This window comes from Pseudomonas sp. LBUM1651 (assembly GCF_059716135.1).
Window position 1 is genome coordinate 66,106 of record NZ_CP166805.1, and the last position, 25,986, is coordinate 92,091.

27 protein-coding genes are annotated in these 25,986 nt (G+C 59.2%); 11 read left to right on the forward strand and 16 right to left on the reverse strand.

Annotation, left to right across the window (positions count from 1 at the left end):
* Positions 1–101: 101 nt before the first annotated feature.
* Positions 102–2,240, reverse strand: a complete 2,139-nt coding sequence (katE, locus tag ACA066_RS00310) for a catalase HPII (protein ID WP_497697670.1) — start codon at positions 2,238–2,240, stop codon at positions 102–104.
* Between the two features lie 262 nt (positions 2,241–2,502).
* On the opposite strand from katE, the gene ACA066_RS00315 reads away from it, so the two are divergent.
* From ACA066_RS00315 to ACA066_RS00325, 3 genes are read left to right on the forward strand one after another with little or no spacing between them, the layout of a single operon-like run.
* Positions 2,503–3,510, forward strand: a complete 1,008-nt coding sequence (locus ACA066_RS00315) for a methionine ABC transporter ATP-binding protein (RefSeq protein ID WP_497697671.1) — start codon at positions 2,503–2,505, stop codon at positions 3,508–3,510.
* Entirely contained in the window at positions 3,510–4,184 is a 675-nt protein-coding gene (locus ACA066_RS00320; protein WP_008002212.1) for a methionine ABC transporter permease, read from the forward strand. The genes ACA066_RS00315 and ACA066_RS00320 overlap by 1 nt, the downstream gene beginning before the upstream one ends.
* Positions 4,185–4,240: 56 nt before the next feature.
* Entirely contained in the window at positions 4,241–5,011 is a 771-nt protein-coding gene (locus ACA066_RS00325) for a MetQ/NlpA family ABC transporter substrate-binding protein (RefSeq protein ID WP_497697672.1), read from the forward strand.
* Between the two features lie 150 nt (positions 5,012–5,161).
* Here the strand turns inward: ACA066_RS00325 and ACA066_RS00330 are convergent, their stop codons facing one another.
* From ACA066_RS00330 to ACA066_RS00350, 5 genes are read right to left on the reverse strand one after another with little or no spacing between them, the layout of a single operon-like run.
* Positions 5,162–5,797, reverse strand: a complete 636-nt coding sequence (locus tag ACA066_RS00330; protein ID WP_017341770.1) for an SCO family protein — start codon at positions 5,795–5,797, stop codon at positions 5,162–5,164.
* Positions 5,794–6,693, reverse strand: a complete 900-nt coding sequence (gene cyoE, locus ACA066_RS00335; protein WP_084317506.1) for a heme o synthase — start codon at positions 6,691–6,693, stop codon at positions 5,794–5,796. Before cyoE ends, ACA066_RS00330 begins: the two co-directional genes overlap by 4 nt.
* On the reverse strand, positions 6,681–7,754 hold the full coding sequence (locus tag ACA066_RS00340) for a COX15/CtaA family protein (RefSeq protein ID WP_497697673.1): 1,074 nt from the start codon (positions 7,752–7,754) through the stop codon (positions 6,681–6,683). Before ACA066_RS00340 ends, cyoE begins: the two co-directional genes overlap by 13 nt.
* A gap of 10 nt (positions 7,755–7,764) precedes the next feature.
* Positions 7,765–8,358: a PA_0111/PP_0108 family redox-active disulfide protein gene (locus ACA066_RS00345; protein WP_497697674.1), complete on the reverse strand. Its 594-nt coding sequence runs from the start codon at positions 8,356–8,358 to the stop codon at positions 7,765–7,767.
* Positions 8,324–9,064, reverse strand: a complete 741-nt coding sequence (locus ACA066_RS00350) for an SURF1 family protein (protein WP_497697675.1) — start codon at positions 9,062–9,064, stop codon at positions 8,324–8,326. Before ACA066_RS00350 ends, ACA066_RS00345 begins: the two co-directional genes overlap by 35 nt.
* 70 nt (positions 9,065–9,134) lie before the next feature.
* Between ACA066_RS00350 and ACA066_RS00355 the strand changes: the two genes are divergently transcribed.
* Positions 9,135–9,338 (forward strand): twin transmembrane helix small protein, encoded by a 204-nt coding sequence (locus ACA066_RS00355; RefSeq protein WP_008152470.1) that lies wholly within the window; start codon positions 9,135–9,137, stop codon positions 9,336–9,338.
* Between the two features lie 47 nt (positions 9,339–9,385).
* Here ACA066_RS00355 and ACA066_RS00360 read toward each other — a convergent pair whose 3' ends face one another.
* From ACA066_RS00360 to coxB, 4 genes are all read right to left on the reverse strand, one after another.
* Positions 9,386–10,273 carry a cytochrome c oxidase subunit 3 gene (locus ACA066_RS00360; protein WP_497697676.1) on the reverse strand — a complete coding sequence of 296 codons (888 nt, stop codon included), beginning with the start codon at positions 10,271–10,273 and terminating at the stop codon, positions 9,386–9,388.
* Positions 10,274–10,298: 25 nt separating this feature from the next.
* Positions 10,299–10,850, reverse strand: a complete 552-nt coding sequence (locus tag ACA066_RS00365) for a cytochrome c oxidase assembly protein (protein WP_214380049.1) — start codon at positions 10,848–10,850, stop codon at positions 10,299–10,301.
* A 180-nt stretch (positions 10,851–11,030) separates the two neighbouring features.
* Complete coding sequence (ctaD, locus tag ACA066_RS00370) at positions 11,031–12,623, reverse strand: cytochrome c oxidase subunit I (RefSeq protein WP_497697677.1); 1,593 nt, start codon at positions 12,621–12,623, stop codon at positions 11,031–11,033.
* 82 nt (positions 12,624–12,705) lie between these two features.
* Positions 12,706–13,833 (reverse strand): cytochrome c oxidase subunit II, encoded by a 1,128-nt coding sequence (gene coxB, locus ACA066_RS00375; protein WP_497697678.1) that lies wholly within the window; start codon positions 13,831–13,833, stop codon positions 12,706–12,708.
* Between the two features lie 370 nt (positions 13,834–14,203).
* Between coxB and ACA066_RS00380 the strand changes: the two genes are divergently transcribed.
* The gene (locus ACA066_RS00380; protein ID WP_497697679.1) at positions 14,204–14,854 is read left to right on the forward strand and encodes a hypothetical protein; all 651 of its coding nucleotides are present in this window, start codon (positions 14,204–14,206) and stop codon (positions 14,852–14,854) included.
* Between the two features lie 98 nt (positions 14,855–14,952).
* Here ACA066_RS00380 and ACA066_RS00385 read toward each other — a convergent pair whose 3' ends face one another.
* From ACA066_RS00385 to ACA066_RS00395, 3 genes are all read right to left on the reverse strand, one after another.
* On the reverse strand, positions 14,953–16,479 hold the full coding sequence (locus ACA066_RS00385) for a SulP family inorganic anion transporter (protein ID WP_497697680.1): 1,527 nt from the start codon (positions 16,477–16,479) through the stop codon (positions 14,953–14,955).
* 92 nt (positions 16,480–16,571) lie between these two features.
* A complete protein-coding gene (locus ACA066_RS00390; RefSeq protein WP_027926126.1) occupies positions 16,572–17,303 on the reverse strand; it encodes a carbonic anhydrase in 732 nt (243 codons plus the stop codon).
* 243 nt (positions 17,304–17,546) lie between these two features.
* Positions 17,547–18,605, reverse strand: a complete 1,059-nt coding sequence (locus ACA066_RS00395; RefSeq protein ID WP_497697681.1) for a PA0069 family radical SAM protein — start codon at positions 18,603–18,605, stop codon at positions 17,547–17,549.
* A gap of 231 nt (positions 18,606–18,836) precedes the next feature.
* Here ACA066_RS00395 and ACA066_RS00400 point away from each other — a divergent pair, with 231 nt between their 5' ends.
* Positions 18,837–19,139, forward strand: a complete 303-nt coding sequence (locus tag ACA066_RS00400; RefSeq protein WP_497697682.1) for a hypothetical protein — start codon at positions 18,837–18,839, stop codon at positions 19,137–19,139.
* Positions 19,140–19,331: 192 nt separating this feature from the next.
* Positions 19,332–19,973 carry a phosphatase domain-containing protein gene (locus ACA066_RS00405; protein WP_497697683.1) on the forward strand — a complete coding sequence of 214 codons (642 nt, stop codon included), beginning with the start codon at positions 19,332–19,334 and terminating at the stop codon, positions 19,971–19,973.
* A 45-nt stretch (positions 19,974–20,018) separates the two neighbouring features.
* Here ACA066_RS00405 and ACA066_RS00410 read toward each other — a convergent pair whose 3' ends face one another.
* Complete coding sequence (locus ACA066_RS00410; RefSeq protein ID WP_095126748.1) at positions 20,019–20,306, reverse strand: YheV family putative zinc ribbon protein; 288 nt, start codon at positions 20,304–20,306, stop codon at positions 20,019–20,021.
* Positions 20,303–22,354, reverse strand: a complete 2,052-nt coding sequence (prlC, locus tag ACA066_RS00415; protein ID WP_497697684.1) for an oligopeptidase A — start codon at positions 22,352–22,354, stop codon at positions 20,303–20,305. The genes ACA066_RS00410 and prlC overlap by 4 nt, the downstream gene beginning before the upstream one ends.
* Before the next feature lie 89 nt (positions 22,355–22,443).
* Between prlC and ACA066_RS00420 the strand changes: the two genes are divergently transcribed.
* From ACA066_RS00420 to ACA066_RS00430, 3 genes are all read left to right on the forward strand, one after another.
* A complete protein-coding gene (locus ACA066_RS00420; RefSeq protein ID WP_497697685.1) occupies positions 22,444–22,989 on the forward strand; it encodes a gamma carbonic anhydrase family protein in 546 nt (181 codons plus the stop codon).
* Between the two features lie 26 nt (positions 22,990–23,015).
* Positions 23,016–23,666, forward strand: coding sequence for an HAD family hydrolase (locus ACA066_RS00425; RefSeq protein WP_497697686.1), 651 nt, complete (start codon positions 23,016–23,018; stop codon positions 23,664–23,666).
* 173 nt (positions 23,667–23,839) lie between these two features.
* Positions 23,840–24,298 carry an REP-associated tyrosine transposase gene (locus ACA066_RS00430; RefSeq protein ID WP_497697687.1) on the forward strand — a complete coding sequence of 153 codons (459 nt, stop codon included), beginning with the start codon at positions 23,840–23,842 and terminating at the stop codon, positions 24,296–24,298.
* A gap of 89 nt (positions 24,299–24,387) precedes the next feature.
* Here ACA066_RS00430 and ACA066_RS00435 read toward each other — a convergent pair whose 3' ends face one another.
* Entirely contained in the window at positions 24,388–25,479 is a 1,092-nt protein-coding gene (locus ACA066_RS00435) for an aminopeptidase (protein ID WP_497697688.1), read from the reverse strand.
* Between the two features lie 60 nt (positions 25,480–25,539).
* Between ACA066_RS00435 and ACA066_RS00440 the strand changes: the two genes are divergently transcribed.
* Positions 25,540–25,962, forward strand: a complete 423-nt coding sequence (locus tag ACA066_RS00440) for a PA0061/PA0062 family lipoprotein (RefSeq protein ID WP_497697689.1) — start codon at positions 25,540–25,542, stop codon at positions 25,960–25,962.
* The last annotated feature ends 24 nt before the right edge of the window (positions 25,963–25,986 follow it).

Consider the following 25,986-nt stretch of genomic DNA (forward strand, 5'->3'; position numbering starts at 1 on the left):
GCTCCCACAGTGGATCGGGGTGACCCTATGTTTGTGGTCAACCCGAACCCCTGTGGGAGCGAGCCTGCTCGCGATAGCGTCCTTGCTATCGATACAAATCCTTAAGCCGGAATCGCCTTGGCCTTAGGCTCCCGATCCCAAACCCGATGCTGCCCGATCGCCGCAAAAAACGCCTTGATCAACTTCGCGTCCGTCCCCACGATCAACCCCGCATCAGCCTCCAGCTTCAACACATCCAGCAATTGCTTCGCCTCGCCTTGCAGCGCGATCGCCTTCAAGTGCTTGTACGCCTCCAGCACGTAATGCAGCGCCACGCCATCACCGCTCAACGCTTTGATGGATGCCGCGCCACCCGGCACAAAGACCGCATCGAAGGCGATGGATGGCATGCCTTCCATGGAGGCATCCACCGGCAGCGTCTTGCCATCGGCCGTTGTCACCGGGGCGGACGTCGGGCCGAGCAGTTTGGCGTGCGCGCCTTCTGCTTTCAGCGCTTTTTTCATGGCATCGATTGCAGCGCCATCGACACCGTTGGCCGCCAGAATCGCGACTTTGCGGGTTTTGATATCGCCCGGCAACAAATTGGCCTGGCTCAGGGCCGGTGAGCGGTCCAGGGAGATTTTCGGCACATCGACCGTCCCGGCCTTCGGTGCCGGCAAGCCAAGGTTCTGCGCCACACGCTTGGCCAGTTCCAGGTCGATGTTGGCGAGGATCTCATTCACTTCGCGCGCACGGATAAACTCCCGCTCAACCTTGCCCAGCTCAAAGCTGTAGGCCGCGATGATGTGTTCCTGCTCGTGTTTGCTCATGCTGTGAAAGAACAGCCGCGCCTGCGAGAAGTGATCGCTGAACGACTCACTGCGCTGGCGGATCTTGTTGGCGTCGATGCGCTCTGGATAGGTCTCGAAGCCGCCATCTTGCGCGGCGGGCGGTGTTTCTTTCGGCCAGCCACCGTCGATGGAGTTCGGCTCGTAGGACGCGCGCCCCTTGTCGATGGTGGTGCGGTGCATCGCATCCCGCTGGCCATTATGGAAAGGGGCCACCGGACGGTTGATCGGGATCTCGTGAAAATTCGGCCCGCCAAGTCGGCTGATTTGCGTATCGGTGTAGGAAAACAACCGACCTTGCAGCAACGGATCGTTGGAGAAATCGATGCCCGGCACGATGTGCCCCGGGCAGAAAGCGACCTGCTCGGTTTCTGCGAAGAAGTTGTCCGGGTTGCGGTTGAGCACCATCTTGCCCAACGGCGTGATGGGCACGATTTCCTCTGGAATGATTTTGGTCGGGTCGAGAATGTCGAAATCGAAGGAATGTTCGTTTTCCTCTTCGACGACCTGTACGCCCAATTCCCATTCCGGGTAATCGCCCATCTCGATCGATTCCCAGAGATCGCGACGGTGGTAATCGGTGTCTTTACCGGCGAGTTTCTGCGCTTCATCCCAGACCAGCGAGCAGGTCCCGGCGGAAGGGCGCCAGTGGAATTTGACGAAACGCGATTTGCCCTCGGCGTTGATCATCCGGAATGTATGCACGCCGAAGCCTTGCATGCTGCGCAGGCTTTTCGGGATCGCCCGGTCGGACATCGTCCATATCACCATGTGCGCTGATTCCGGCACCAGCGAGACAAAGTCCCAGAAGGTGTCGTGCGCCGAGCCGCCCGTAGGAATCTCGTTGTGTGGCTCGGGTTTTACCGCGTGAACGAAGTCAGGAAACTTGATCGCGTCCTGTATGAAAAACACCGGCATGTTGTTGCCCACCAGGTCGAAGTTGCCTTCGTCGGTGAAGAACTTCACGGCGAAACCGCGTACATCGCGCACGGTATCGCCTGACCCGCGCGGACCTTGCACCGTGGAAAATCGTACGAAGACCGGGGTTTTCTTACCCGGGTCCTGTAAGAAACCGGCCTTGGTCAGTACGGAATGGTTTTCATAGGTCTGGAAAAAACCATGAGCGCCAGTGCCCCGGGCATGGACGATGCGCTCCGGGATCCGCTCATGGTCAAAGTGCGTGATCTTTTCACGCATGATGAAATCTTCCAGCAACGACGGGCCGCGGGCGCCGACTTTCAACGTGTTCTGGTTGTCCGAAACCTTCACGCCCTGGTTGGTGCGCAGGGCTTGGTCGGTGGCGTCGGAGCGGAATTTTTCCAGGCTGTCGAGCTTGGCATTGGTGTTGCCGCGGTCCAGTGTGTCGGTCCCGGCCAGTGCGCTTTTAGGGGCGGCAGGCTTCTTGGTACTCATCAGTCGTAAACTCCTCGTTGCGTTCTCGTCCTAGCCGGACTTGTGAGCAAGGTTCCAGGCACGGCACCTGGCGGTTATCGAGTTGCCTAATTAGTGACTGGCGAGGGTTTCAGCCGTTCCTTTTTTATGACCTTTGATCGCGTTATTGCCAAATGAAAGGTTGAATGCGGAATAAATGCTAATAACCTCTATACGGACAGGCTAAAATGCGCGCCCGGCTAACCGCTGATCCCTTTCTAACGCGCCCCACAAGGTTCGCTACGTGATCGAGTTTCAAAACGTCCACAAAACCTACCGCGTCGCCGGTAAGGATATTCCCGCCCTGCACCCGACCAGTCTGACGATTGAGAACGGTCAGGTCTTCGGCCTGATCGGTCATTCCGGTGCGGGAAAAAGTACCCTGCTGCGTCTGATCAATCGCCTGGAGAACTCCAGTGGCGGCAAGATCATCGTCGACGACGAAGAAATCACGGCGCTCGACGCCAACAGCCTGCGCCGTTTCCGTCAGCAGGTCGGGATGATTTTCCAGCACTTCAACCTGCTGGCGTCCAAGACCGTTGCCGACAACGTCGCGTTGCCGCTGACCCTCGCGGGCGAACTGTCGCGCAGTGAGATCGACCAGCGTGTGGCCGAGTTGCTGGCGCGGGTTGGCTTGTCCGACCACGCGAAAAAGTACCCGGCGCAGTTGTCCGGCGGCCAAAAGCAGCGCGTCGGCATTGCCCGCGCGCTGGCGACCAAGCCGAAAATCCTGCTGTGCGATGAAGCCACCAGCGCCCTGGACCCGCAGACCACGGCGTCGGTCCTGCAATTGCTGGCCGAGATCAATCGCGAGCTGAAGCTGACCATCGTCCTGATCACCCACGAGATGGATGTGATCCGTCGCGTCTGTGACCAGGTTGCGGTCATGGACGCGGGTGTGATTGTCGAGCAAGGCTCGGTGACCGAGGTGTTCCTGCATCCCAAGCACCCGACTACCAAGCGTTTCGTGCAGGAAGACGAGCAGGTCGACGAAAGCGAACAGCGCGACGATTTTGCTCACGTGCCGGGCCGTATCGTGCGTCTGACCTTCCAGGGCGAAGCGACCTACGCGCCATTGCTGGGGACTGTCGCTCGGGAAACGGGCGTGGACTACAGCATCCTGGCCGGTCGTATCGACCGCATCAAAGACATCCCCTACGGGCAATTGACCCTGGCGGTCACCGGCGGCGACATGGACGCGGCGTTTGCCCGCTTCACCGCGGCTGATGTCCACATGGAGGTGCTGCGCTGATGGAAGCCCTGACAAGTTTCTTCGCCAATATCGACTGGTTCGAAATCTGGCTGGCCACTGGCGATACCCTGCTGATGCTCGGTGGTTCGCTGTTGTTCACCGTGCTGCTGGGCCTTCCGCTTGGCGTGCTGTTGTTCCTTTGCAGCCCGCGTCAGTTGCTGGAAGCCAAGGGTGTATACGCGATGTTGTCGCTGGTGGTGAACATTCTGCGTTCGCTGCCCTTCATCATTTTGCTGATCGTGATGATTCCGTTCACCGTGTTGATCACCGGCACTTCACTAGGTGTTGCCGGTGCAATTCCTCCGCTGGTGGTGGGTGCCACGCCGTTCTTCGCGCGACTGGTGGAAACCGCCCTGCGTGAAGTGGATCGCGGCATCATCGAAGCGACACAGGCCATGGGCGCGACGACACGTCAGATCATCACCAATGCCTTGCTGCCAGAAGCCCGCCCGGGCATCTTCGCGGCGATTACGGTGACAGCTATTACACTGGTGTCCTACACGGCGATGGCCGGTGTGGTGGGCGCGGGTGGTCTGGGTGACCTGGCGATCCGTTTTGGTTACCAGCGTTTCCAGACCGATGTGATGGTCGTCACCGTGGTATTGCTGCTGGTCCTGGTTCAAGTGCTGCAAACCGTTGGCGATAAGCTGGTCGTACACTTCTCGCGTAAATAAGTCATGAGCCGGCCATTCGCTGGCAGGCGCCATGCGCCTCACAAGGAGTTAGCTGAATGAAAAAACTACTCGTCGCGTTTGCTGCTGTTGCAGCATTTTCCGCCCACGCCGACACCCTGACCGTTGCGGCCTCCCCAGTCCCGCACGCAGAAATCCTCGAATTCGTTAAACCGGCCCTGGCCAAGGAAGGCGTGGATCTGAAAGTCAAAGTCTTCACCGACTACATCCAGCCGAACGTGCAAGTGGCCGAGAAACGCCTGGATGCCAACTTCTTCCAGCACCAGCCGTACCTCGATGAGTTCAACAAGGCCAAGGGCACCAACCTGGTTTCCGTGGCCGGTGTGCACCTGGAACCGCTGGGCGCTTACTCCAGCAAGTACAAAGCGCTGACCGAACTGCCGGGCGGCGCCAACGTAGTGATCCCGAACGACGCCACCAACGGCGGCCGCGCGCTGTTGCTGCTGGCGAAGGCTGGCCTGATCAAGTTGAAGGATTCGAACAATATCCTGTCGACCGTCAAGGACATCACCGAGAATTCCAAGGACCTGAAATTCCGCGAACTGGAAGCCGCGACCCTCCCGCGCGTGCTGACCCAGGTCGACCTGGCGCTGATCAACACCAACTACGCGCTGGAAGCCAAGCTTGATCCGGCCAAGGATGCTCTGGTCATCGAAGGCAGCGACTCGCCGTACGTGAACATCCTCGTTGCCCGTCCGGACGACAAGGACAGCGAAGACATGAAGAAGCTGGTTGCCGCGCTGCACAGCCCGGAAGTGAAAGCCTTCATTCTCGAGAAGTACAAAGGCGCGGTGGTGCCGGCGTTCTGATTTGAAGCGGTAACGAAAAATGGGGCGCATTGAATGCGCCCCATTTTTTATGCCTGAAACACAGTTCCTGTAGGAGCACAGCTTGCTGGCGATGGCGATCTCACGGACGCCATCGCCAGCAAGCTGTGCTCCTACAGAGAAGCGTGTCGCTTATTTGCGGTTAAGCATCACCGGCAACTGCGCCACCAACTTGGCGTTGTTCAACGGCGCCCGAATAAACCCGCGCTGTGTCCCGTCCGGCCCGATCACCGCCAGGTTGCCGCTGTGATCAACCGTGTAATTCGGCTTGCTGGTGTCCGCCGGAATGAACGGAATGCTCACCGCGTTGGCCAGCTTCTGAATGTCCTCGACCGAGGCCGCCGTCAGCCCCTGAAACTGCGGATCGAAGTAACCCAGGTATTGCTTGAGCTGCTTGGGGGTATCGCGGTTCGGATCGACGCTCACCAGGATGATCTGCAATTTATCCACAGCTTCTGGCGGCAGTTCGCTCTTGATCTGGCGCAGCTGGGCGAGGGTGGTCGGGCAGATGTCCGGGCAGAAGGTGTAGCCGAAGAACAGCAACGACCACTTGTCTTTCAACGCATTGACCGCCACCGGTTTGCCGTCCTGATCGGTCATCGTCACGTCCGGCAGGTTACGGCTTTGCGGCAACAGGATGATCCCGGCGTCGATCAGTGCCGTTGGGTCACCCTGGCCTTTGCCCGACAGCACTTTGTTGATGGTCAGGCCCAGGACCAGCGCGATCAGGGCGACGAGGATGAAGACGGTTTTCTGGGTTCGAGTCATAGGTTCAACAGTAGGTAGTGGTCTACGAGCAGCGCGATAAACAGCAGGAACAAGTACCAGATAGAGTACTTGAACGTGTTGATCGCCGCGTGCGGCCGAGTGCCACGGTACAGCACGACGGCCCATTGCAGAAACCTCGCACCCAGTCCGACGGCGCAAATCAGGTAGAGGACGCCGCTCATGTGAATCACGTACGGCATCAGGCTGACGGCCAGCAACGCGAAGGTGTAAAGCAGGATGTGAATTTTGGTGTAGTGCTCGCCGTGGGTCACCGGCAGCATCGGAATATCAGCCTTGGCGTATTCCTCTTTGCGATGGATCGCCAGCGCCCAGAAATGCGGCGGGGTCCAGGCGAAGATGATCAGCACCAGCAGCAGCGGTTCGGCGCTGACGTGACCGGTGGCCGCGGTCCAGCCGAGCAGCGGCGGGGCGGCACCGGCCAGGCCGCCGATGACGATGTTCTGCGGCGTCGCGCGTTTGAGGAAACCGGTATAGACCACGGCATAACCGAGCAGGGAAGCCAGGGTCAGCCACGCCGTCAGTGGATTGGTGAACGCCAGCAACAACGCCTGCCCCAACACCGCCAGCACCAATGCGAACGTCAGCGCAGCCGTCGGTGAAACCCGGCCTTCGGCCAAGGGGCGCTTATGGGTGCGCGCCATCACCGCATCGATCCGCCGGTCCACTACATGGTTGACCGCCGCCGCCCCGCCGGCACACAACGCAATCCCCAGATTGCCGAACACCAGCACCGTCCACGGCACCCCGGCGCGGGTCGCGAGGAACATGCCGACCAGCGAGGTGATGAGCATCAGCACCACCACTTTCGGCTTGGTCAGCTCCAGGTAGTCACGCCAGATCGCCTGGCTGTGACGTGCGCCGATCAGAGTCGCCATGGCATCTCTCCTTTTATTGTTATGGGCCCGGCTGAATGTTTGCGCGGGCTGAAGCGCCAGCGTGTCGGTTGTTTGATCCGAACCAGACTGGTCCGGGCGTGGTAATTGACCAGCACCATCGTCAGCAGCAGCGCTGCGCCGCCGGCGTTATGCGCGACGGCCACCGGCAGCGGCAGGTGAAACAGCACGTTGCTGATGCCGAGGGTGATCTGTGCGGCGAGAGCAATCAGCACCAGCCCCGCCAGGCGCGTCATGCCGACGACTTTGAGTTGCCACGCCAGACCGAGCAGCACCAGCGTGACCAGCAATGCGCCGATGCGGTGAGTCAGGTGAATCGCCGTGCGAGCATCGCTGTCGAGCTGCCCGCCCAGGTAATTGGGGCCGATGTGTTGGGTCAGGTGAAAGCCGTTGGCGAAGTCCGCCGGGGGTAGCCATTGCCCATGACAGGTCGGGAAGTCGATGCAGGCCACCGCTGCGTAGTTGGAACTGACCCAGCCACCAAGGGCGATTTGCAGGATCACCAGCAGCAACCCGGCCGTCGCCCAGTACTGCAAACGCCGAGGCACTGTCAGCGCCGGCAGCACGCCGGACAAGCGCAAGGTCAGCAGAAACAACAGGCTCAGCGTGGCAAAACCACCGAGCAAATGCCCGGTCACCACTTGCGGCCAGAGCTTGAGCGTCACCGTCCACATGCCGAACGCCGCTTGGGCAATCACCACCGCCAACAGGAACAACGGCAGCTTCACCGGTTGCCCCGGATGCCGACGATGCACCCAGGCGCGCCCGGCCAGTACCGAAATCAACAATCCCAGCGTGCCGGCGAAGTAGCGGTGGACCATTTCGTTCCAGCCCTTGTGGGCTTCGACAGGAGCGTCGGGAAAATGCAGTTCGGCATGGGCCAGCTGGGCTTCGCTTTTCGGCACGCTGATAAAACCGTAGCAGCCCGGCCAGTCCGGGCAGCCGAGGCCGGCGTGGGTCAGGCGAGTGTAGGCGCCGAGCAACACCACTATCAGTGCCAGCAAGGTGGCAAACAGCGCGAGGCGAAATCCAGGTTTGGCCATGACGATGCCCTTATCCGATGTTCGACAGTTTCAGCAGATGGCGCAGGTCGTTGAGCAGCTCCTTGCCCTTGATCGACGGGTCGTAGCGCAGCACCAGATTGCCGTGGGGGTCGATGATCCACAGGTGCGGCGTGTCATTGCTCTGAGCGCCTTTGGTGTAGGTCGGCAGGTCCAGTGAATAACGCTGCAGCTGCGGGTACTCGCGTTGAAGTTTAGTCTCGTAATCGCTGTTCAGCGGCTGCGCGGTGGCGATGGCGTGACTGGCGCGACCGGCATCGCGGCCGAGGCCGATCTGGACTTGCCGCGCCAAGTACACCAATTGTTGGCAGTCGACCGAGCACTCCTTGGGCGCCGTGACCAGCAATTGCCAGCGATCCTCCTGCGCCTGCACGCCGAGGTCGACGCGGGTCTTGCCGTTGCCGATCAGCTCGCCGTGATAGCTGCGACCTTCCGGCACCCAGAACTGCAATTTGTACATGCCGGTGGCGAGGATCATCGGACCGATCACCCCAAGCAGGATCAGCAGCAACTGCAAGCGCCCCTTGCGCCGGTTCGTCGGCGTTTTCGCCTCAGACGTGCTGGGTGGATTCATGGCCGCTCCCATGGTGTTTCTCCTTTGCGTTGTGCCAGCCGAGGTAGAGAAAAAGGCCGAGCAGGACGATCGACATGGCGAACCACTGCACGGCATAAGCGATGTGTTTTTCCGGCCCCGTGGCCACCACCGGCCAATCGGCCTGGTAGGACGCGGGGCCGGTTTCTGCGCGTAATTCGTAGGCAAAACCTTCACGGTCCAGCGCCGTCCAGAGCTTTGAAGGCTCGACGGCAGTCACTAACCGAGGCCAGGTTTTAGTGCTCGGATCGGCCTGCAGTTGAAAGGTCGCGCCGGGTGAAACGTAGACCCAGGCGTCAAGGCTCAATGCCCGAGTCGGCGTGGTGAATTGCGGCGGTGTGCGCCGGTCCGGCCAAGGCAGCCAGCCGCGATTGACCAGCAGCCACAGTCCGGTCGCCTGATCCTGAAACGGTTGCAGCAGCTCGACGCCAACCTTGCCGTCGCGCTGACGGTTATCCAGCAACAAGCTGTGCGCCGCATCGAACTGGCCGTGCAGGCGAACCCGGCGAAAGGCCGGGTCCTCGGTGTGTTGCAGTTCGGTGCTGGCCATCGATGCGGCGGCGCGGCGCTCGGCGTAGGTGTGCAGCAGTGCGCTTTTCTCCGCCCCCCGGCTCAGTTGCCAGAAGCCGAGCGACACCAGCAGCGGCAGCAAGATGGCGACCACCAGCGTCGGCACGATGCCCGGCCGAAAGCGCTTCATGGCGTCGCCAGAAAGTCGGTAGTCGCGATAGCTATACTCAAGTGCATCGCCTTTCCCCCGGAGTCCCACCATGCTCAAAGCAGCCATCGTCCTGATGCTGATTGCCACGGTTGTCAGCCTGTTCAGCGGCCTGTTTTTTCTGGTCAAGGACGACAGCAGCTCGAACCGCCTCGTCATTGCCTTGAGTGTTCGTGTTGCCCTGGCCGCCATCACCGTCGGCTTGATCGCCTGGGGTTTTTTCAGCGGCCAGCTGGTGTCCCACGTTCCGTGGTAGCTACAAGCTTGAAGCTCGAAGCTTGAAGCTTGAAGCTCGAAGCTGCTCTAAAGCACATAGACGAAAACGAACAGCCCGATCCACACCACGTCCACGAAGTGCCAATACCAACTGGCCGCCTCGAAACCGAACTGATGGTCGTTGTCGAAGTGCCCGCGCATGACCCGCATCAGCATCACGAACAGAATGATGGTGCCCATGGTCACGTGGGCGCCGTGGAAACCGGTGAGCATGAAAAAGGTCGCGCCGTAGATGCCCGAGCCCAGGGTCAGGCCCAGTTCGTGGTAGGCGTGCAGGTACTCTTCGGCCTGGAAGCCGAGGAAGGCACAACCCAGCAACACGGTGATCGCCAGCCAGATTTTCAGCGCGCCGCGATGGCCTTTTTTCAACGCGTGGTGGGCGATGGTAATGGTGACGCTGGAGCTCACCAGCAGCACGGTATTGAGCAGCGGCAGGCCCCAGGGGCTGATGACTTCCTTCGGCGGCGGAAACAGTTTCGAGTCGGGGTTGTTCAGCAAGGGCCAGACAAATTCGAAGTTCGGCCAGAGCATGTGGGCAAGACCCTTGGCGCCTTCACCACCGAGCGCCGGACCGGAGACCTGCCGCACATAAAACAGGGCACCGAAGAAGGCGATAAAGAACATCACCTCCGAGAAGATGAACCAGCTCATGCCCCAGCGAAACGAGCGATCCATCTGGGCGCTATATAACCCCTGACGACTTTCCTTGATCACCGTACCGAACCAGCCGAACAGCATGTACGCCAGCAGCAGGCCGCCGACGAAAAAGATCAGCGGGCCGTGGGATTCCGGCCGCGCCGCTTTCAGATCGTTGAACCAGGTCGCCAGGCCGAACACGGTGACGAACATGCCGACCGTGGCGATGATCGGCCACTTGCTCTGGGCCGGTACGTAATAATGTTCATGAGTTGCCATTTATTGTTCTCCTTATCGGGCACGCTCAGCCGCCGGTATTTACAGCCACCGGTGGATGTCGGGCGGTGATATCGAACAGCGTGTAGGACAGCGTCAGGTGCTTCACATCCTTGGGCATGTCACGGTCAACGATGAAACGTACCGGCATCTCGATCCGTTGACCGGGCTGCAGCACTTGCTGGGTAAAGCAGAAACATTCGGTCTTGTGGAAATACGCCGCCGCGTTGCTCGGCGCGATGCTCGGCACCGCTTGCGCGCTCATTGGCTTGTCAGTCGGGTTGTGCGCGATGAAGATCATCTCGTTCACTGCGCCAGGGTTGGCCGTCAGTTCGTCGCTCTTGGGGTAGAAATCCCAGGACATGTCAGCAGAGTTGGTCGACAGAAACTGCACGCGTACCTGCCGCGAAGTATCGACGGTTTGCTCGCCTTCATACTGCCCGGCGGTCTTGCCATTGATGCCGAACGCCTTGCACATCACGTCGTAGATCGGCACCAGGGCAAACCCGAAAATAAACATCGCCACCACCACCAGCAACAGGCGGGTGACCAGCTTCTTCATCGAAATCGAGTCAGCCATGACAGCGAGCCTCTACACAAAACCCTGTGGCGAGGGGGTTTACCCCCGTTGGGTCGCGAAGCGGCCCCAAAACCTGTGACCGTGATGTGTCAGGCATACCGCAGGCGCTGGTTTTACGACTGCTTCGCAGCCGAACGGGGGTAAACCCCCTCGCCACAAAGGCGTCGCCGATTGCAGTGTTCATTTCACTTCCGGCGGCGTGGTGAACGTGTGATACGGCGCCGGTGACGGGATGCTCCATTCCAGGCCTTCCGCTCCATCCCACGGTTTGGCCGGTGCTGGCGGGCCGCCGCGGATGGTCTTGATCACGATGAACAGGAAGAAGATCTGCGTGGCGCCGAACATGAATGCGCCGATCGACGACACCATGTTGAAGTCGGCGAATTGCAGGTTGTAGTCCGGAATCCGCCGCGGCATACCCGCCAGCCCCACGAAGTGCATCGGGAAAAACGCCATGTTCATGCCGATGAACGAGAGCCAGAAGTGCAGCTTGCCGAGGGTTTCGTCGTACATGTGGCCGGTCCATTTCGGCAGCCAGTAGTAGGCCGACGCGAAGATCCCGAAGATTGCCCCTGGCACCAGCACGTAGTGGAAATGCGCGACCACGAAGTAGGTGTCCTGGTACTGGAAGTCTGCCGGGGCGATGGCCAGCATCAACCCTGAGAACCCGCCAATGGAGAACAGGATCACGAACGCCACCGCGAACAGCATCGGCGTCTCGAAGGTCAGTGAGCCTTGCCACATGGTGCTCGCCCAGTTGAACACCTTCACTCCGGTGGGCACCGCGATCAGCAGCGTGGCGTACATGAAGAACAGCTCGCCCACCAGCGGAATGCCGACCACGAACATGTGGTGCGCCCAGACGATGAACGACAGGAACGCGATACTCGCCGTGGCATAGACCATCGAGGTGTAGCCAAACAGTGGCTTGCGCGAAAAGGCCGGAATGATCGAGCTGACGGCACCGAAGGCCGGCAGGATCATGATGTACACCTCTGGGTGACCGAAGAACCAGAACACATGCTGGAACAACACCGGGTCACCGCCACCGGCGGCACTGAAGAAGCTGGTGCCGAAGTGGATGTCCATCAGCATCATCGTCACGCAACCGGCCAGCACCGGCATCACCGCAATCAGCAGGAACGCAGTGATCAGCCAGGTCCAGACGAACAGCGGCATTTTCATCAGCGTCATGCCGGGCGCGCGCAAGTTGAGGATGGTCGCGATCACGTTGATCGCGCCCATGATTGAACTGATCCCCATCAAGTGGATGGCGAAGATGAAGAACGTCACGCTTTCCGGCGCGTAGGTCGTCGACAGCGGGGCGTAGAACGTCCAGCCGAAGTTCGGTCCGCCGCCGGGGGTGAACAGGGTCGACACCAGCAGGATGAACGCCGCTGGCAGCAGCCAGAAGCTGAAGTTGTTCATCCGCGGCAGGGCCATGTCCGGCGCGCCGATCATCAACGGGATCATCCAGTTGGCGAGGCCGACGAACGCCGGCATCACCGCACCGAACACCATCACCAGACCGTGCATGGTGGTCATCTGGTTGAAAAATTCCGGCTGGACGATCTGCAGCCCCGGCTGGAACAGTTCGGCGCGAATCACCATCGCGAACGTACCGCCCAAGAGGAACATGGAGAACGCAAACCACAGGTACAGCGTGCCGATATCCTTGTGGTTGGTGGTCAGTACCCAGCGCATCAGGCCTTTGGCCGGGCCGTGGGCGTGATCGGTGTGGGTCTGAACATGGTCATCGATTACAGCAGTCATGTCCTGTCTCCTGCAAACAGATGGGCTGGGCGGGCCGGGGCGCATTGCCCCGACCGGTTCCTGGTGCACGCAATGGACCGGGTCATTTGCTTTCCGCCTGTTTCAGCTCCAGCACTTCTTTAGGAGTGACCATGTCGCCTTTGTTGTTGCCCCAGGCGTTGCGTTCGTAGGTCACGACCGCCGCGATATCGACTTCCGAGAGCTGCTTGCCGAACGCCGCCATCGAGGTGCCGGGCTTGCCGTGGAAGACAATGCCCAAGTGATCCTTGATTGGACCGGTGGCGATTTTCGAGCCCTTGAGCGCCGGGAACATCGGCGGCAAGCCCTGGCCTTCGGCCTGGTGACAGGCCACGCAAGTGGTGTGATAGACCTTGTCGCCACGCTCTTTAAGCTCGTCGAGGGTCCATTCCTTGCTGGTCAGCTCTTTGAGCTGCATGGCCTCGGCCTTGCGCTCACCCAGCCATTTTTCGTAATCGGCCTTTTCCTTGACCTCGACCACGATCGGCATGAAGCCGTGGTCCTTGCCGCACAATTCGGCGCACTGCCCACGGTAGAGGCCAGGCTTGTCGACGCGGGTCCAGGCTTCATTGACGAATCCCGGAATCGCATCGCGCTTGACCGCGAAGGCCGGCACCCACCAGGAGTGGATAACGTCGGCGGAGGTCACCAGGAAGCGCACCTTGGCGCCAATCGGCAGCACCAGTGGCTTGTCGACCTCAAGCAGATAGTGCTCGCCCTTCGTTTCCTTGTTGTGGATCTGATCGGCGGGGGTGGCCATGTTGCTGAAGAACTCAACGTCCTGGCCCAGGTATTTGTAGTGCCACTTCCACTGATAGCCCGTGACCTGGATATCGATATCCGGCTCACTGGCGTCGTACATCTTGATCAGGGTCGCCGTCGCGGGGACCGCCATGGCCACCAGGATCACGAAGGGCACGATGGTCCAGAGGATTTCGACGGTGGTGCTTTCATGAAATTTTGCGGCCACCTGCCCGGTTGAGCGACGGTGGAGGATCATCGACCAGAACATGGCGCCGAAGACGATGATGCCGATCACTACACAGATCCAGAAAATGGTCATGTGCAGGTCAAATACTGCGTGACTGATTTCAGTCGCTCCCGGCGCCATATTCACAGTCCAGGCGGCTTGCACCTGACCGAAAATCGACCACAACAGGAGGCCCATCCAGACGTGTGGATGTCGCATCATTGCGGGTTCCCCTTATCGTTCTTTTTATCCCGCCGGCTTTCACCTGCGGCAAGGGAGCGGCATTTCAGACTACGAACTTGAATCGCCGGGCCTTGCTGCGTGTGCAGTCGGGCGTCATCAGCTAACTCCATTCCCACCCGAGTATAGACAGCGACTGCCACCTCGCAACGTGACTGCGTAAATGATCTGAAACAGCTGGGACTTGCGTTCAAGGTCCCGAATGGAGAAGGATGCGGACGAGTGGTGGCAAATCGATATAACTGTGATGTCTCAAGGATGAAATAATTATGACAAATGCGTCTTAGCCTTTTTCATATGCCAGCTAAGTTATGTCTTCCCTATTTCATTGCCTTTGTTTCCTGGAGTTTTCATGAACACCGCCGCATTACGCGAGCAGATCCAAAAAGCCCAACAACACGAGGCCGAGACCGGCCTGTTGACGCGTCAGCTGGAAAGCAAACTGCCTCATTTACATCCGTCGATCCAATTGCCGGAGGCGGATGCCAATGGCGTGCTGACGCGTTTTGTCGCCGCCTATATCGATGAAGTGCCTGATCTGCTGGATGCAGCCAATGAAGTCGCCAGGGAAGCGGGTATCGAGTCACAGATCAAACCGGTGCTGACAATCGCCGAACAGTACTTCCTTCAGCCGCCGGCGCTTATGGCGGGTCACATCGGGCTCGACAGCCTGCTGGACGAAGCCTATCTGGCGCACCGGTTTGTCGAAGAGGTCAACGACCTGTACATCAAGCACTTTGGCCAGCCACTGATCCCCTTGGACATGACTGTCGCCAACCTGATTGCTCACCAACTGATCGGTGAGGAATTTGCTAACCAACTGGATGAGGCGGTGCATCACGCCGTGGATGAGATGCTCGACGACGAAAGCTTTGCGCTGGAGTCGGTGGAAGCCTACCGCGAGAAGCTCAGCAGCCCGGATACCGGCGCTGCGTGGAAGCGCTGGCCGTGCATGTCACGCCGGTTGGGCGTAGGGCTGGAGCTGGATCAGCCCGCCGCATAACCCCCTGTAGGAGCCGGCTTGCTGGCGATGAATGATGACGCGGTATACCTGACACACCGCATCATCGTTCATCGCCAGCAAGCCGGCTCCTACAAGGTTCAGCCGGCTGAACCTACGCCGGTGGTGGTCCGCAACCGCCCTTCCAGCCTGCGCTTCAACCCCCGCGCTTCAATCAACAGCGTCGAACCCTTGGCCGCATTGGCCCGACCCCATTCCTCAAGCAACTCCAGGCACGAGTGGTCGATGTAGCTCAGGTTATTGAGCGGCACATGCACCGTCGCACCGGCCGGAATGGTCCCCAACACCTGAGTCAACGCCGGCACCTTGAGAAAGGTCGCAGCCCCGATCAATCGCAACTCCATTTCGCCGTCCCTGGGCAGATCGATCAGGCTGATCTTCAACCGCGAGGCTTTCCACGCCAGTTTGGCCAGGGTCAGGCCGAAGCCTATCAGTACGCCGGTCAACAAGTCGGTGAAGACAATCGTCAGCGCCGTCGCGGCGTAGGTGAACATCGGCATCCGGCCATAACGGCCCAGACCGCGGAAGGCCTTGAGGTCGACCAGCTTGAAACCGGTGTAAACCAGCACACCCGCCAAGCTTGCCACCGGAATGCTTTGCAGCACGCTCGACAGCAGCAACACGAACGCCAGCAGCCAAAGGCCATGGAATATCGCCGACAGTCGCGTGGTGGCGCCAGCCTGCACGTTGGCCGAGCTGCGCACGATCACACCGGTCATGGGCAACGCACCGAGCAGGCCGCAGAGCATGTTGCCGACGCCTTGCGCCGAGAGTTCCCGGTCGAAGTCCGAGCGTTGACCGCTGTGCATGCGGTCCACCGCAGCGGCAGACAGCAAGGTTTCGGCACTGGCGATGAAAGCGACAGCGAAGGCGGCGATCAGCAAGGTCGGGTCGGCGAGATTGAGCAAGTCCGCCGGTTTCAGCCAGTCGATGGCTTCCGCCAGATTGGCCGGGACTTCCACACGTTTGACCTGCAAGGCGAGCATCAGGCTGGCGACAGTCGCCAGGCCTACACCCAGGAGCGCTCCCGGAATGAAGCGCAGGGAATGCGGGCGGAGTTTTTCCCACAGGTACATCACCGCTATGGTTGCGAGCCCGAGCAGGCCGGCCTGCCAACCAAAAGAAGGCAAGGCTTGCGCCACGGCAGCCGGAAAGGCCGCCAGGTTATCCAGCCCCGACGGTTTGGACACGGCGTCGAGCATCACATGCACCTGTGACAATACGATCAGCACGCCAATCCCGGCGAGCATGCCGTAAACCACCGCCGGTGCCGTTACCCGAAACCAGCAGCCCAGTTTCAAACGTCCGGCGACCAATTGCAGAAAACCCGCCAGCAGCAGAATCGGCCCGAGCATGGCGATGCCGTGCTGGCGCACCAGTTCGAACACCAGAACGGCCAGACCCGCCGCCGGACCGCTGACTTGCAGGGGCGAACCCGCGAGCCAACCCACGACCAGACCACCGATGATGCCGGTGATCAGGCCTTTGGCCGGTGGTAATCCCGAAGCGATGGCGATGCCCATGCACAAGGGCAGGGCGACCAGAAACACAACCACTGAAGCGAGCAGCTCCCGTGGCAGAACAGCTTTAAGTTGCGCAGCACGCATGGTGATACTCCCGAAGTTTTCTTCAGGCATGGCAAAGCCAGGCTGCTTGATCAGCAGCCTCGGCTAAAAACCACACAATGATTTAGGAGGATTTAGAAGCGCGCTTTGGGCGTCGCCACCGGAATCGGATGGCTGCCATCGAGGGGCAGGAAACAACCCTGATCCGCGTCGTAAGCTTTGATTTCGCTGGTTTCGATGCTGTAGACCCAGCCATGGATAAATAGCTGACCGTTGGCCATGCGCGAGGCCACCGACGGGTGCGTGCGCAAATGCTGTAACTGGGCGATTACATTCTCTTCGGTGAGGATGTGCATGCTTTCGTTTTCATCGGCGCAGTGGCAGTTTTCCTGGACCATGGTTTTCGCCACCTCGGCATGACGCAACCAGGCTTTGACCGTTGGCATTTTCTCCAGGCTCTGCGGGTTGAGCACCGCGCGCATGGCGCCGCAGTCGGAGTGTCCGCAGATGATAATGTGCTGCACGCCGAGCGCGAGCACGGCGTATTCGATGGCGGTGGAAACGCCGCCGTTCATTTGCCCATAAGGCGGCACAACGTTACCGACGTTACGGGTTACGAACAGGTCGCCGGGGGCGCTTTGGGTGATCAGTTCAGGAACGATGCGCGAATCGGCGCACGCAATGAACATCGCTCTGGGGCTTTGGGCCGTGGCGAGTTTTTTGAACAGTTCTTCCTGCTGCGGAAAAACTTCGTGATGAAAATGCAAAAAGCCGTCAACGATATGCTGCAGCGCTGCATCGGCGGTTTCCGCCTCCGGTTGGGCTGAAGCCGACGCAGCCAACGGCTGTTTATCCTTGTCACTCATGAATTCATCCTCATTGGCGAAGTCAGGGAATTTTCCCGTTTTTCCGGTGTGAAGCCAGTGGCTGTTTAAAAAACATCCGGGCGAGAAATCTCGACCCGTCAGTCACTCGATGAACAAGGTAGCTGCCGAAACTTAACTCAAACTGAATCAACTGCTCTAGAACGTGTGTTACAGGTTACAAAAAATGTGACCAGCCTAATTATGTCGCACGCTTCCTATTACTCAACCATAGGCCAATTGTCCTCAAATCAACGACATCTGGCGACCCGGCGGACAAAAGGCTTCGCAATCCAGATTGAAACCTTCCCGTCGATTGAGCCCCAGGCGTTTGATGGTTTTGGCAAATCGTTGTGCCAGCAGGTCGGCAAATGGACCTTCGCCACGCATCCGGCTGCCAAACCGACTGTCGTAGAGCTCACCGCCGCGGCTTTGGCGGATCAGGCTCAACACATGAGTGGCACGTTGAGGATAGTGGGCCGCCAGCCATTCCTCGAACAACGGCGCCACTTCCAGTGGCAGGCGCAGCATCATGTAGGCCGCACTTTGTGCGCCGGCCGCCTGCGCCTCGGTCAGCAGGCTTTCGAGCTCGCTGTCGTTGATCATCGGAATCATCGGTGAACACAGCACACCCACCGGAATCCCGGCTTCACGCATCACACGGATTGCCCGTAGACGGGCCTTGGGCGCAGCGGCTCGGGGTTCGAGGATGCGCTTGAGTTCATCGTCCAGGGTGGTGAGGCTGATCATCACCGCTACCAGCCGTTGTTCGGCGAGTTCAGCCAGCAGGTCCAGGTCGCGCAGAATCAGCGAGCCCTTGGTGATGATCGTCACCGGGTGACGGTAACGCAGCAGCACTTCCAGGGTTTTGCGGGTGATCTTGTGTTCGCGCTCGATGGGTTGGTATGGATCGGTGTTGGAGCCCAGGTTGATCGGTGCGCATTGATAGCCGCGTTTGGACAGTTGCTCCTCCAGCACATCGGCGGCATTGGTCTTGGCAATCAGTTTTGTTTCGAAATCCAGCCCCGGTGACATGTCCCAATAAGCGTGGCTGGGTCGTGCATAGCAATAAATGCAGCCGTGCTCGCAGCCGCGATAGGGGTTGATCGAACGATCGAAGGGCAGGTCTGGCGAGTTGTTGCGGGTAATGATGGTTTTCGCGGTCTCGATGCGCACCTCGGTGCCCTGAGTCATCGGCGCTTCCTGATACCAGCCATCGTCCTCCGCCACCGAGCGGTTGGGGGCGAAGCGGTTGTGCGGGTTGGTGACGGTGCCGCGGCCGCGGGGTGGCAAGGGAGTGCTCATCGATCGATACTCGTTGCTGTATGTACATACAGTATCGGAGGTTGAGCGAGCCGGCCAGTGCCGTTCGGCACTCCGACAAGGCAGGAAACTTCTTTGCAATGGAGTTGATCGACAAGTGCAATTTAGTGACATTCCGGGAAACATATAGTGAATAGCTTGGAAGCTAACTTGATAAGTAGTATTCGTCTCGCACGAAGTTTCGTGTATTAACTCTTTAAATGGAATTTATAAATGTCGTTTTTTAATCAGCGCGGTATTTTTTTACAACTTATGCAGCCAAGCCCTTCGGAACCAAACACGCTCGTTTCAATGCAGCTTGCCCGGAAGGAATTGGGTTGGGATGCCGCAAACGAAGCGCAGACCGAGGCCCTGGTGGATTCCGTCTATATGACTGCAACCTCGGTTGATGGCGGTCGTTCTTTCAACATCAATATAGTCAAAAGTGATGTGGACGGTGACGGCGATATTGACAGTGATGACAAGGAAAAACTGCTGGCTCTGGCGAAAGCTTATTCCAGTATCGTCAACCCATAAGCCTGTTTTATCACTGAGCCTGTGAAGATTCATGCAGGCTTGTTTGTAAGTAACAAATGGGATTATCTCTGGTGTTAAATATCGGATAAAAATTGGCCCCATCACGATTCTTTGACAGACGGCTCACAGGCCTTTGACTGTTGTGGGCTCAATCTGGCGTCGTCACCCCGCCTCTCAATACGGTCGCCGAGCATGTCCCCACGTATTATCCCTGCGATATGTCTGTCGCTGGTTGCACTGTTCAACCTGACGTTCGCTCACGCTGACGAGACAATCGTGCCCCGTCCTGCGGAGTGGGCTCAACCGGTCGAGGTCCAGTACAACCTTTTCCAGATGTCCCCGACGCTCTACCGCAGCGCATTACCCGACCGCGGAGCCGTTCCCTTGCTGGCAAAACTCAAGGTCGCCACTGTGATCAACTTCCTGCCCGAGTCCGATTCAAGCTGGCTGGCCACGCCCGGTATTGAACAGGTTCAACTGCCCTACCGCACCAATCACGTGGATGATGCGCAAGTCCTCGCGGCCCTTCGTGCCATTCAGAGTGCCGAAGCCAAAGGCCCGGTGCTGATGCACTGCAAACACGGCTCGGACCGGACTGGCCTGATGGCCGCCATGTACCGGGTGGTCGTGCAGGGATGGAGCAAGGAAGATGCCCTGAACGAGATGACTCAAGGTGGCTTTGGTGACAGCACCCACTTCAGGGACGGGGTTCATTACATGATGCAGGCCGATGCCGAGAAGCTGCGCACTGCGCTGGCCAACGGGGAGTGCAGCACGAGCCCGTTCGCCGCGTGCTCGATGAAAAACTGGTTCAAGTCCGCCCATGTCGAGTAATCAGCACCTCCCACGGCATTGCGCTGTGGGAAGTGATCACTGAACTCAGTGCTGTTCGTCAGGCTTTTTCTTCAGCTTCGGGTTCGGGAAAAACTGTACGGCCTGAACCTTGGCGTCCGGCACCTTCAGCGCTGAAATATTGACCCGCGTACCCAATTCCTTGGGTACGGACAGGCCTTGTTCATTCAACGTGTCCGAATACCCGCAAGCCACGCACTCGCGGTGCGGGACTTCGTCTTCGTTCCACATCATCAACTTGTCCGGCTCGCTGCACGCCGGGCAAACCGCCCCGGCGATGAAACGCTTTTTCGTCTTCACAGGTCCCTCACTCATGCTGCTGCGACCTCACTCAGGCCGCTGTGGCGCAAGAGTGCGTCAATCGACGGGGCACGGCCACGGAAGTCGACGAACAGCACCATCGGCTCCTGAGAACCGCCGCGGGCCAGGATCGCTTCGCGGAATGCGCGACCGGTTTCGGCATTGAGCACGCCGTCTTCTTCGAACTTCGAGAACGCGTCGGCGGACAGCACTTCGGCCCATTTGTAGCTGTAGTAACCCGCCGCGTAGCCGCCAGCGAAGATGTGGGCGAAGCTGTTCGGGAAGCGGTTGTAAGCCGGCGGGCGCATGACCGAGACCTCGTCGCGCACGCCTTCGAGCACTTGCAGCACGCTGCGGCCATCGCCGTGGGTGGCATGCAGTTCGAAGTCGAACAACGAGAATTCCAGCTGGCGCACCATCATCAGGCCGGACTGGAAGTTCTTCGCCGCGAGCATTTTTTCCAGCAGATCCTGGGGCAGTGGCTCACCGGTTTCGTAATGACCGGAAATCAGCGCCAGACCTTCCGGCTCCCAGCACCAGTTTTCCATGAACTGACTTGGCAGCTCGACCGCATCCCACGCCACGCCATTGATGCCGGACACACCCGCGTGTTCGACGCGGGTCAGCAGGTGATGCAGGCCGTGACCGAATTCGTGGAACAGGGTGGTCACTTCGTCGTGGGTCAGTAGCGCAGGCTTGCCGCTGTCGGCCGGGGTGAAGTTGCACACCAGATTGGCGACCGGATTTTGCAGTGACCCTTCAGCGGTGCGGCGACGGTCGCGGGCGCCGTCCATCCAGGCGCCGCCGCGCTTGTTGGCGCGGGCATAGAGGTCGAAGAAGAAGCGGCCGACATGCTGGCCGTTTTCCTTGATTTCGAACAGGCGAACGTCAGGGTGCCAGGTGTCGAAGCCTTTCTGCTCGGCGATTTCGATGCCGTACAGACGTTGAACGATGGCGAACAGACCGCTCAACACTTTATCAATCGGGAAATAGGCGCGCAGGGCTTCCTGGGCAACGCTGTAACGTTGTTCGCGGAGTTTTTCACCGTAGAAACCGCTGTCCCAGCTTTGCAGGTCCGGGCAGCCTTGTTCGGCGGCGTAGGCCTTGAGCTGTTCCAGATCCCGGGCGGCGAACGGCTTGCTGCGCTTGGCCAGATCGCGCAGGAAACTCAGCACCTGATCACTGGATTCAGCCATTTTGGTGGCCAGACTCAGCTCCGAGAAGCTGCCGAAGCCCAAGAGTTTTGCCAGCTCCTGACGCAGGTCGAGGATTTCTTCCATCACCGGGCCGTTATCGTTCTGACTGGCATTCGGACCCTGGTCCGACGCACGGGTGCAGTAGGCGGCGTAGACTTCCTCGCGCAGGGCACGGTCGTGGGCGTAGGTCATCACCGCGTAGTAGCTCGGGAATTCCAGGGTGATCAGGAAACCTTCCAGACCCTTGGCCTGGGCTGCGGCGGCCATTTGCGCCTTGGCGGAATCGGTCAGGCCGGCGAGGGCGGCTTCGTCGGTAACGTGCTTGGTCCAGGCCTGAGTCGCATCGAGCAACTGGTTGGAAAAGCGGCTGCCCAGCTCCGACAATTTGCTTTGCACCTCGGCGTAACGCTGTTGCTCGGCTTCTGGCAGATCAATACCCGACAGACGGAAGTCACGCAGGGAGTGTTCCAGGATGGTTTTCTGCGCCACGTCGAAACCGGCGGCTTCCGGACTGCTGGCCAGGGCTTCGAAGGCCTCGAACAATTCGCGGTTCTGGCCCAGCTCGGTAGAGTAGGCACTCAGGGCGGGCAGGCAGGATTCGTAGGCTTCGCGCAATTCGGCGCTGTTGCACACGGCATTCAGGTGGCTGACCGGGCTCCAGGCAGCGCCCAGGCGATCGTTGAGTTCGTCCATCGCCAGCACCAGGCCGGCCCAGGTCGGTTGTTTGCCCTGGGTTTTGAGGATCTCGATAATCGCGGCGCGGTTGTCAGCCAGGATCTGTTCAATGGCCGGTTGCACGTGTTCGGCACGGATTGCCGAGAACGGCGGCAGGTCGTAGGACTGCAGAAGAGGGTTGTTCACGCTCACGGTTGGCACCTTGGCTGGAAGAAACATGCGGCCATCTTAATTACAATCGACGCTCACCGCAGCTATCGGCAACAGAGAGAAACCCTATCGTGACCCTTCGCAAGTATCAGAACCACACGCCACTGCTGGGCAAAGGCGCTTTTGTCGACAGCTCGGCCGTGGTGATCGGCGACGTCGAAATCGGCGATGACAGCTCCGTTTGGCCGCTGACGGTGATCCGCGGCGACATGCACCGCATCCGTATTGGCGCGCGCACCAGCGTTCAGGATGGCTGCGTGCTGCACATCACCCACGCCGGGCCGTTCAATCCTGATGGCTTTGCGTGTTTGATCGGCGACGATGTGACCATCGCGCACAAAGTCATGCTTCACGGGTGCAGCGTGGGCAGCCGGGTGCTGATTGGCATGGGCAGTATCGTCATGGACGGCGCTGTGGTCGAGGACGATGTGATCATCGGCGCCGGCAGCCTGGTGCCACCGGGCAAGCACCTGGAAAGCGGTTTCCTGTATGTGGGCAGCCCGGTGAGGCAGATACGTCCGTTGACTGAGAAGGAAAAAGCCTTTTTCACCTACAGCGCGGCGAACTACGTGAAGCTCAAGGATCTGCATCTGGCTGAAGGCTACGACCAGCTCTGACCCTGCGCCCTTATTCAGGATTCAACATGCATTACCCAACCGTATTGTTCGACCTCGATGGCACCCTGACCGACCCGCGCGAGGGCATCACCCGCTCGATCCAGTTCGCCCTGGGCAAACTGGGGATCGAAGAACCCGACCTGACCAAACTGGAACACTTCATCGGCCCGCCGTTGCTACAGGCGTTCATGCAGTTCTACGACTTCGACGAACCCAAGGCCTGGGAGGCGGTGAATTTCTATCGCGAGCGCTTCAAGGTCACCGGCCTGTATGAAAACCGCGTGTTCGATGGCGTTACGCCGCTGCTGGAAACCCTCGGCGGGCAAGGGCGCCAGCTGTACATCGCGACTTCCAAGCCGTGGATCTTCGCCCGGGAAATCGCCCGGCACTTCGACTTCGCCAAACACTTCAAAGTCATTTACGGCAGCGAGCTGGATGGCACGCGGACCAACAAGGTCGAGCTGATAGCCCACTTGATGGCCGAAGAAAACCTGGACCCGGCCAGCACCCTGATGATAGGCGACCGCAAACACGACCTCATCGGCGCGCGCAGCAACGGCCTGGATGCTGCGGCGGTGGGTTATGGTTTTGGCAGCCATGAAGAGTTGAGCGCAGAAGCGCCGACGTATCACTTCGAAACGCTGGATGAGATGCATCAGGCGTTTTTGCAGCGTTAGTCAGATCGCTTTCGCGGGCAAGCCTCGCTCCTACAGGGAAACACCGAACTTGTAGGAGCGAGGCTTGCCCGCGAAGGCGTCCTCCCATACACATCCTGATCAACAGTTCTCACTCAAATCCCTTCTTATCGTCCTAGCCTGAAGACTAAGGCCACGATCAAGGAGGATCATCATTGCCGGAGTTAAAACACGCTCACCGATTGCGCACGGGACGATATTCGGAGTCCGGCCAGATTTACCTACTAACGGCGGTACTTTTGAATCGAGAGCCGTTGTTCCGCGACTTCAACAATGGGCGCTTGGTAGTCGACGCTTTTAGAACGGCTGAGGGAGAAGAGTTGGCGAAATCTTTAGCCTGGGTCGTCATGCCCGATCATTTCCATTGGTTGATCGAGCTACAAAATACTCAGCTACCCAAGTTGATGGCTCGGACTAAATCACGCATTGCAGTGACGCTTAATCGTTCAATTGGCCGTCAAGGTCCGGTTTGGCAACACGGCTATCACGATCGCGCCATTCGAAAGGAAGAGGACTTGCAGGCGGTTGCTCGCTACATCGTCGCTAACCCGTTGCGTGCGGGTTTGGTTGAGAAGGTAGGGAATTATCCGCTGTGGGATGCGATTTGGTTGTGACCTTTTGAGGGCGCTTTCGCGGGCAAGCCTCGCTACTACGGATCGGTATCTGTCCCGTAGGAGCAAGGCTTGCCCGCGAAGAGGCCCGTTCAATCGCCGGAAATGTTCGATTCCGCTAATGCTTTCAATGCCGCCTTCCGCCCACCTACGGGCAATGCGCCAAGCGTTTCCACCGCCGTATAAAAGTTCACCCAATCCCCACCCGTCTGCCGGAACAACGCCGCAAACGCCGGCACCCACTGGTCGTACAAACCAAACGGCAGCAATCGGGCGTTATTCATCGGCGCGTTGATCCAGGCGTCATAACGTTTGTCCCCAGACCATTGGCTGTCGCGCAACTGCCGGTATTCAACGCGTAACCGCTCAAACTCAGCGGCTTTGCGTTGACGCATCAGCTCGGTGGCGAGCGGCTGAGCGTATAGCTTTTCCAGTCGCGTGCGAGTGTCCAGAACCAGTTGAATAAACTGATCCCGCCGCTGCGCCAGGGCGCCACTGTCCGGCGCCAACCCGCGATGCGCACGCCATTGCCGAGTGCCTTCCTGCTCCACAAAAGTGGCGAAAGACTCGTTGAATTCAGTGTCGTCCTTCACATAAAAGCGCTGGTGCGCCAACTCATGGAAGATCAAGGTCGCCAACCGTTCATCCCCCCAACCCATCATCGAACTGATGATCGGATCGTTGAACCAGCCGAGCGTCGAATAAGCCTCGACACCGCCGATCGACACGTCCATACCTTGCAGTCGCAGCAATGCTGCCTCGCCACGGGCCGCGCTCTGGTTGTAATAGCCGCGATAGGCCACGCAACCGGCGACGGGGAAACAATGGTTTTGTGGTGTGAGGGAAAATTCCGGCGTGGCAAACACATTCCAGACTACGAACGGTCGGCCAATGTCAGCGTACAAACGGTAGCTCTGGTTATCCGGCAGATGCAGCTGCTGGCTGGCGAACGTTCGTGCCTTCTGCGACTGGGTCAGATGCGCACGAAGCTTCTGATCCCGAGCAGGATTGGCAATCACGTCGGAAACCGGTTCCCGAGCCCGCAGCAGTTTCAACTGACCACTGGCCAATTGGCCGTAATAGCTGACGCTGGCGCAACCATTGAGCAACAAAAGCAACACACCCGGAAACAAAACGCGCAAAACGCGATCAAGTAACCCAAGGCTTGGAAGCGGCCTGATCAAAATAAAATCATCCCTGGAGAGTCTGCCCGCAAGACTATCCCGCCTGACTGGAGCTCCGCTATGCGCAAGATGATGCTGACGGGAGGCCTGTTGATGCTGACAGGCTGTGCAGGATTCGGATTGCCCCACCCTGATCCCGCCCAAGCGTGGATCGATCTCCATACACAGCAACAAGACACCGCGCTGCAGGCGCTGGAAGTCGATGACAAGGCCTCCACCGACAAGCGCTATTTCGAGGTTCAGCCCGGCAGCCATGAGTTGACGGTGCGTTATCAATTCCCGGTCGAGCCGAGCAACATCGGGCCTGACGCCGAGCCGCTGTGGCGCGATTGCCAACTGAATGTGAAATTCAACAGCTTCAACGCCGGTGAGAAATATCAGCTGCAAGCAGGGAATATCGGTTTTCGGCCGTGGGCCAAGCTCTATGACCAACAGCGAAAAGTGATAGGCCAGGGCACACCGGCAGGCTGCCAACGCACTTGATCAGCGTTATGCTGAATGACCAAT

What these genes read in the sequence shown, in the direction of transcription:
- ACA066_RS00320 (WP_008002212.1), top strand. Translation starts at nt 3,510, where the DNA reads ATGGAAGCCCTGACAAGTTTCTTCGCCAATATCGACTGGTTCGAAATC.
- ACA066_RS00410 (WP_095126748.1), bottom strand. Translation starts at nt 20,306, where the DNA reads ATGAGTGAGGGACCTGTGAAGACGAAAAAGCGTTTCATCGCCGGGGCG.
- coxB (WP_497697678.1), bottom strand. Translation starts at nt 13,833, where the DNA reads ATGATGCGACATCCACACGTCTGGATGGGCCTCCTGTTGTGGTCGATT.
- ACA066_RS00365 (WP_214380049.1), bottom strand. Translation starts at nt 10,850, where the DNA reads ATGGCTGACTCGATTTCGATGAAGAAGCTGGTCACCCGCCTGTTGCTG.
- ACA066_RS00345 (WP_497697674.1), bottom strand. Translation starts at nt 8,358, where the DNA reads ATGGGAGCGGCCATGAATCCACCCAGCACGTCTGAGGCGAAAACGCCG.
- ACA066_RS00350 (WP_497697675.1), bottom strand. Translation starts at nt 9,064, where the DNA reads ATGAAGCGCTTTCGGCCGGGCATCGTGCCGACGCTGGTGGTCGCCATC.
- ACA066_RS00440 (WP_497697689.1), top strand. Translation starts at nt 25,540, where the DNA reads ATGCGCAAGATGATGCTGACGGGAGGCCTGTTGATGCTGACAGGCTGT.
- ACA066_RS00400 (WP_497697682.1), top strand. Translation starts at nt 18,837, where the DNA reads ATGTCGTTTTTTAATCAGCGCGGTATTTTTTTACAACTTATGCAGCCA.
- katE (WP_497697670.1), bottom strand. Translation starts at nt 2,240, where the DNA reads ATGAGTACCAAGAAGCCTGCCGCCCCTAAAAGCGCACTGGCCGGGACC.
- ACA066_RS00330 (WP_017341770.1), bottom strand. Translation starts at nt 5,797, where the DNA reads ATGACTCGAACCCAGAAAACCGTCTTCATCCTCGTCGCCCTGATCGCG.
- ctaD (WP_497697677.1), bottom strand. Translation starts at nt 12,623, where the DNA reads ATGACTGCTGTAATCGATGACCATGTTCAGACCCACACCGATCACGCC.
- cyoE (WP_084317506.1), bottom strand. Translation starts at nt 6,693, where the DNA reads ATGGCGACTCTGATCGGCGCACGTCACAGCCAGGCGATCTGGCGTGAC.
- ACA066_RS00425 (WP_497697686.1), top strand. Translation starts at nt 23,016, where the DNA reads ATGCATTACCCAACCGTATTGTTCGACCTCGATGGCACCCTGACCGAC.
- ACA066_RS00390 (WP_027926126.1), bottom strand. Translation starts at nt 17,303, where the DNA reads ATGAGTGACAAGGATAAACAGCCGTTGGCTGCGTCGGCTTCAGCCCAA.
- ACA066_RS00385 (WP_497697680.1), bottom strand. Translation starts at nt 16,479, where the DNA reads ATGCGTGCTGCGCAACTTAAAGCTGTTCTGCCACGGGAGCTGCTCGCT.
- ACA066_RS00325 (WP_497697672.1), top strand. Translation starts at nt 4,241, where the DNA reads ATGAAAAAACTACTCGTCGCGTTTGCTGCTGTTGCAGCATTTTCCGCC.
- ACA066_RS00360 (WP_497697676.1), bottom strand. Translation starts at nt 10,273, where the DNA reads ATGGCAACTCATGAACATTATTACGTACCGGCCCAGAGCAAGTGGCCG.
- ACA066_RS00380 (WP_497697679.1), top strand. Translation starts at nt 14,204, where the DNA reads ATGAACACCGCCGCATTACGCGAGCAGATCCAAAAAGCCCAACAACAC.
- ACA066_RS00405 (WP_497697683.1), top strand. Translation starts at nt 19,332, where the DNA reads ATGTCCCCACGTATTATCCCTGCGATATGTCTGTCGCTGGTTGCACTG.
- ACA066_RS00395 (WP_497697681.1), bottom strand. Translation starts at nt 18,605, where the DNA reads ATGAGCACTCCCTTGCCACCCCGCGGCCGCGGCACCGTCACCAACCCG.
- ACA066_RS00355 (WP_008152470.1), top strand. Translation starts at nt 9,135, where the DNA reads ATGCTCAAAGCAGCCATCGTCCTGATGCTGATTGCCACGGTTGTCAGC.
- ACA066_RS00340 (WP_497697673.1), bottom strand. Translation starts at nt 7,754, where the DNA reads ATGGCCAAACCTGGATTTCGCCTCGCGCTGTTTGCCACCTTGCTGGCA.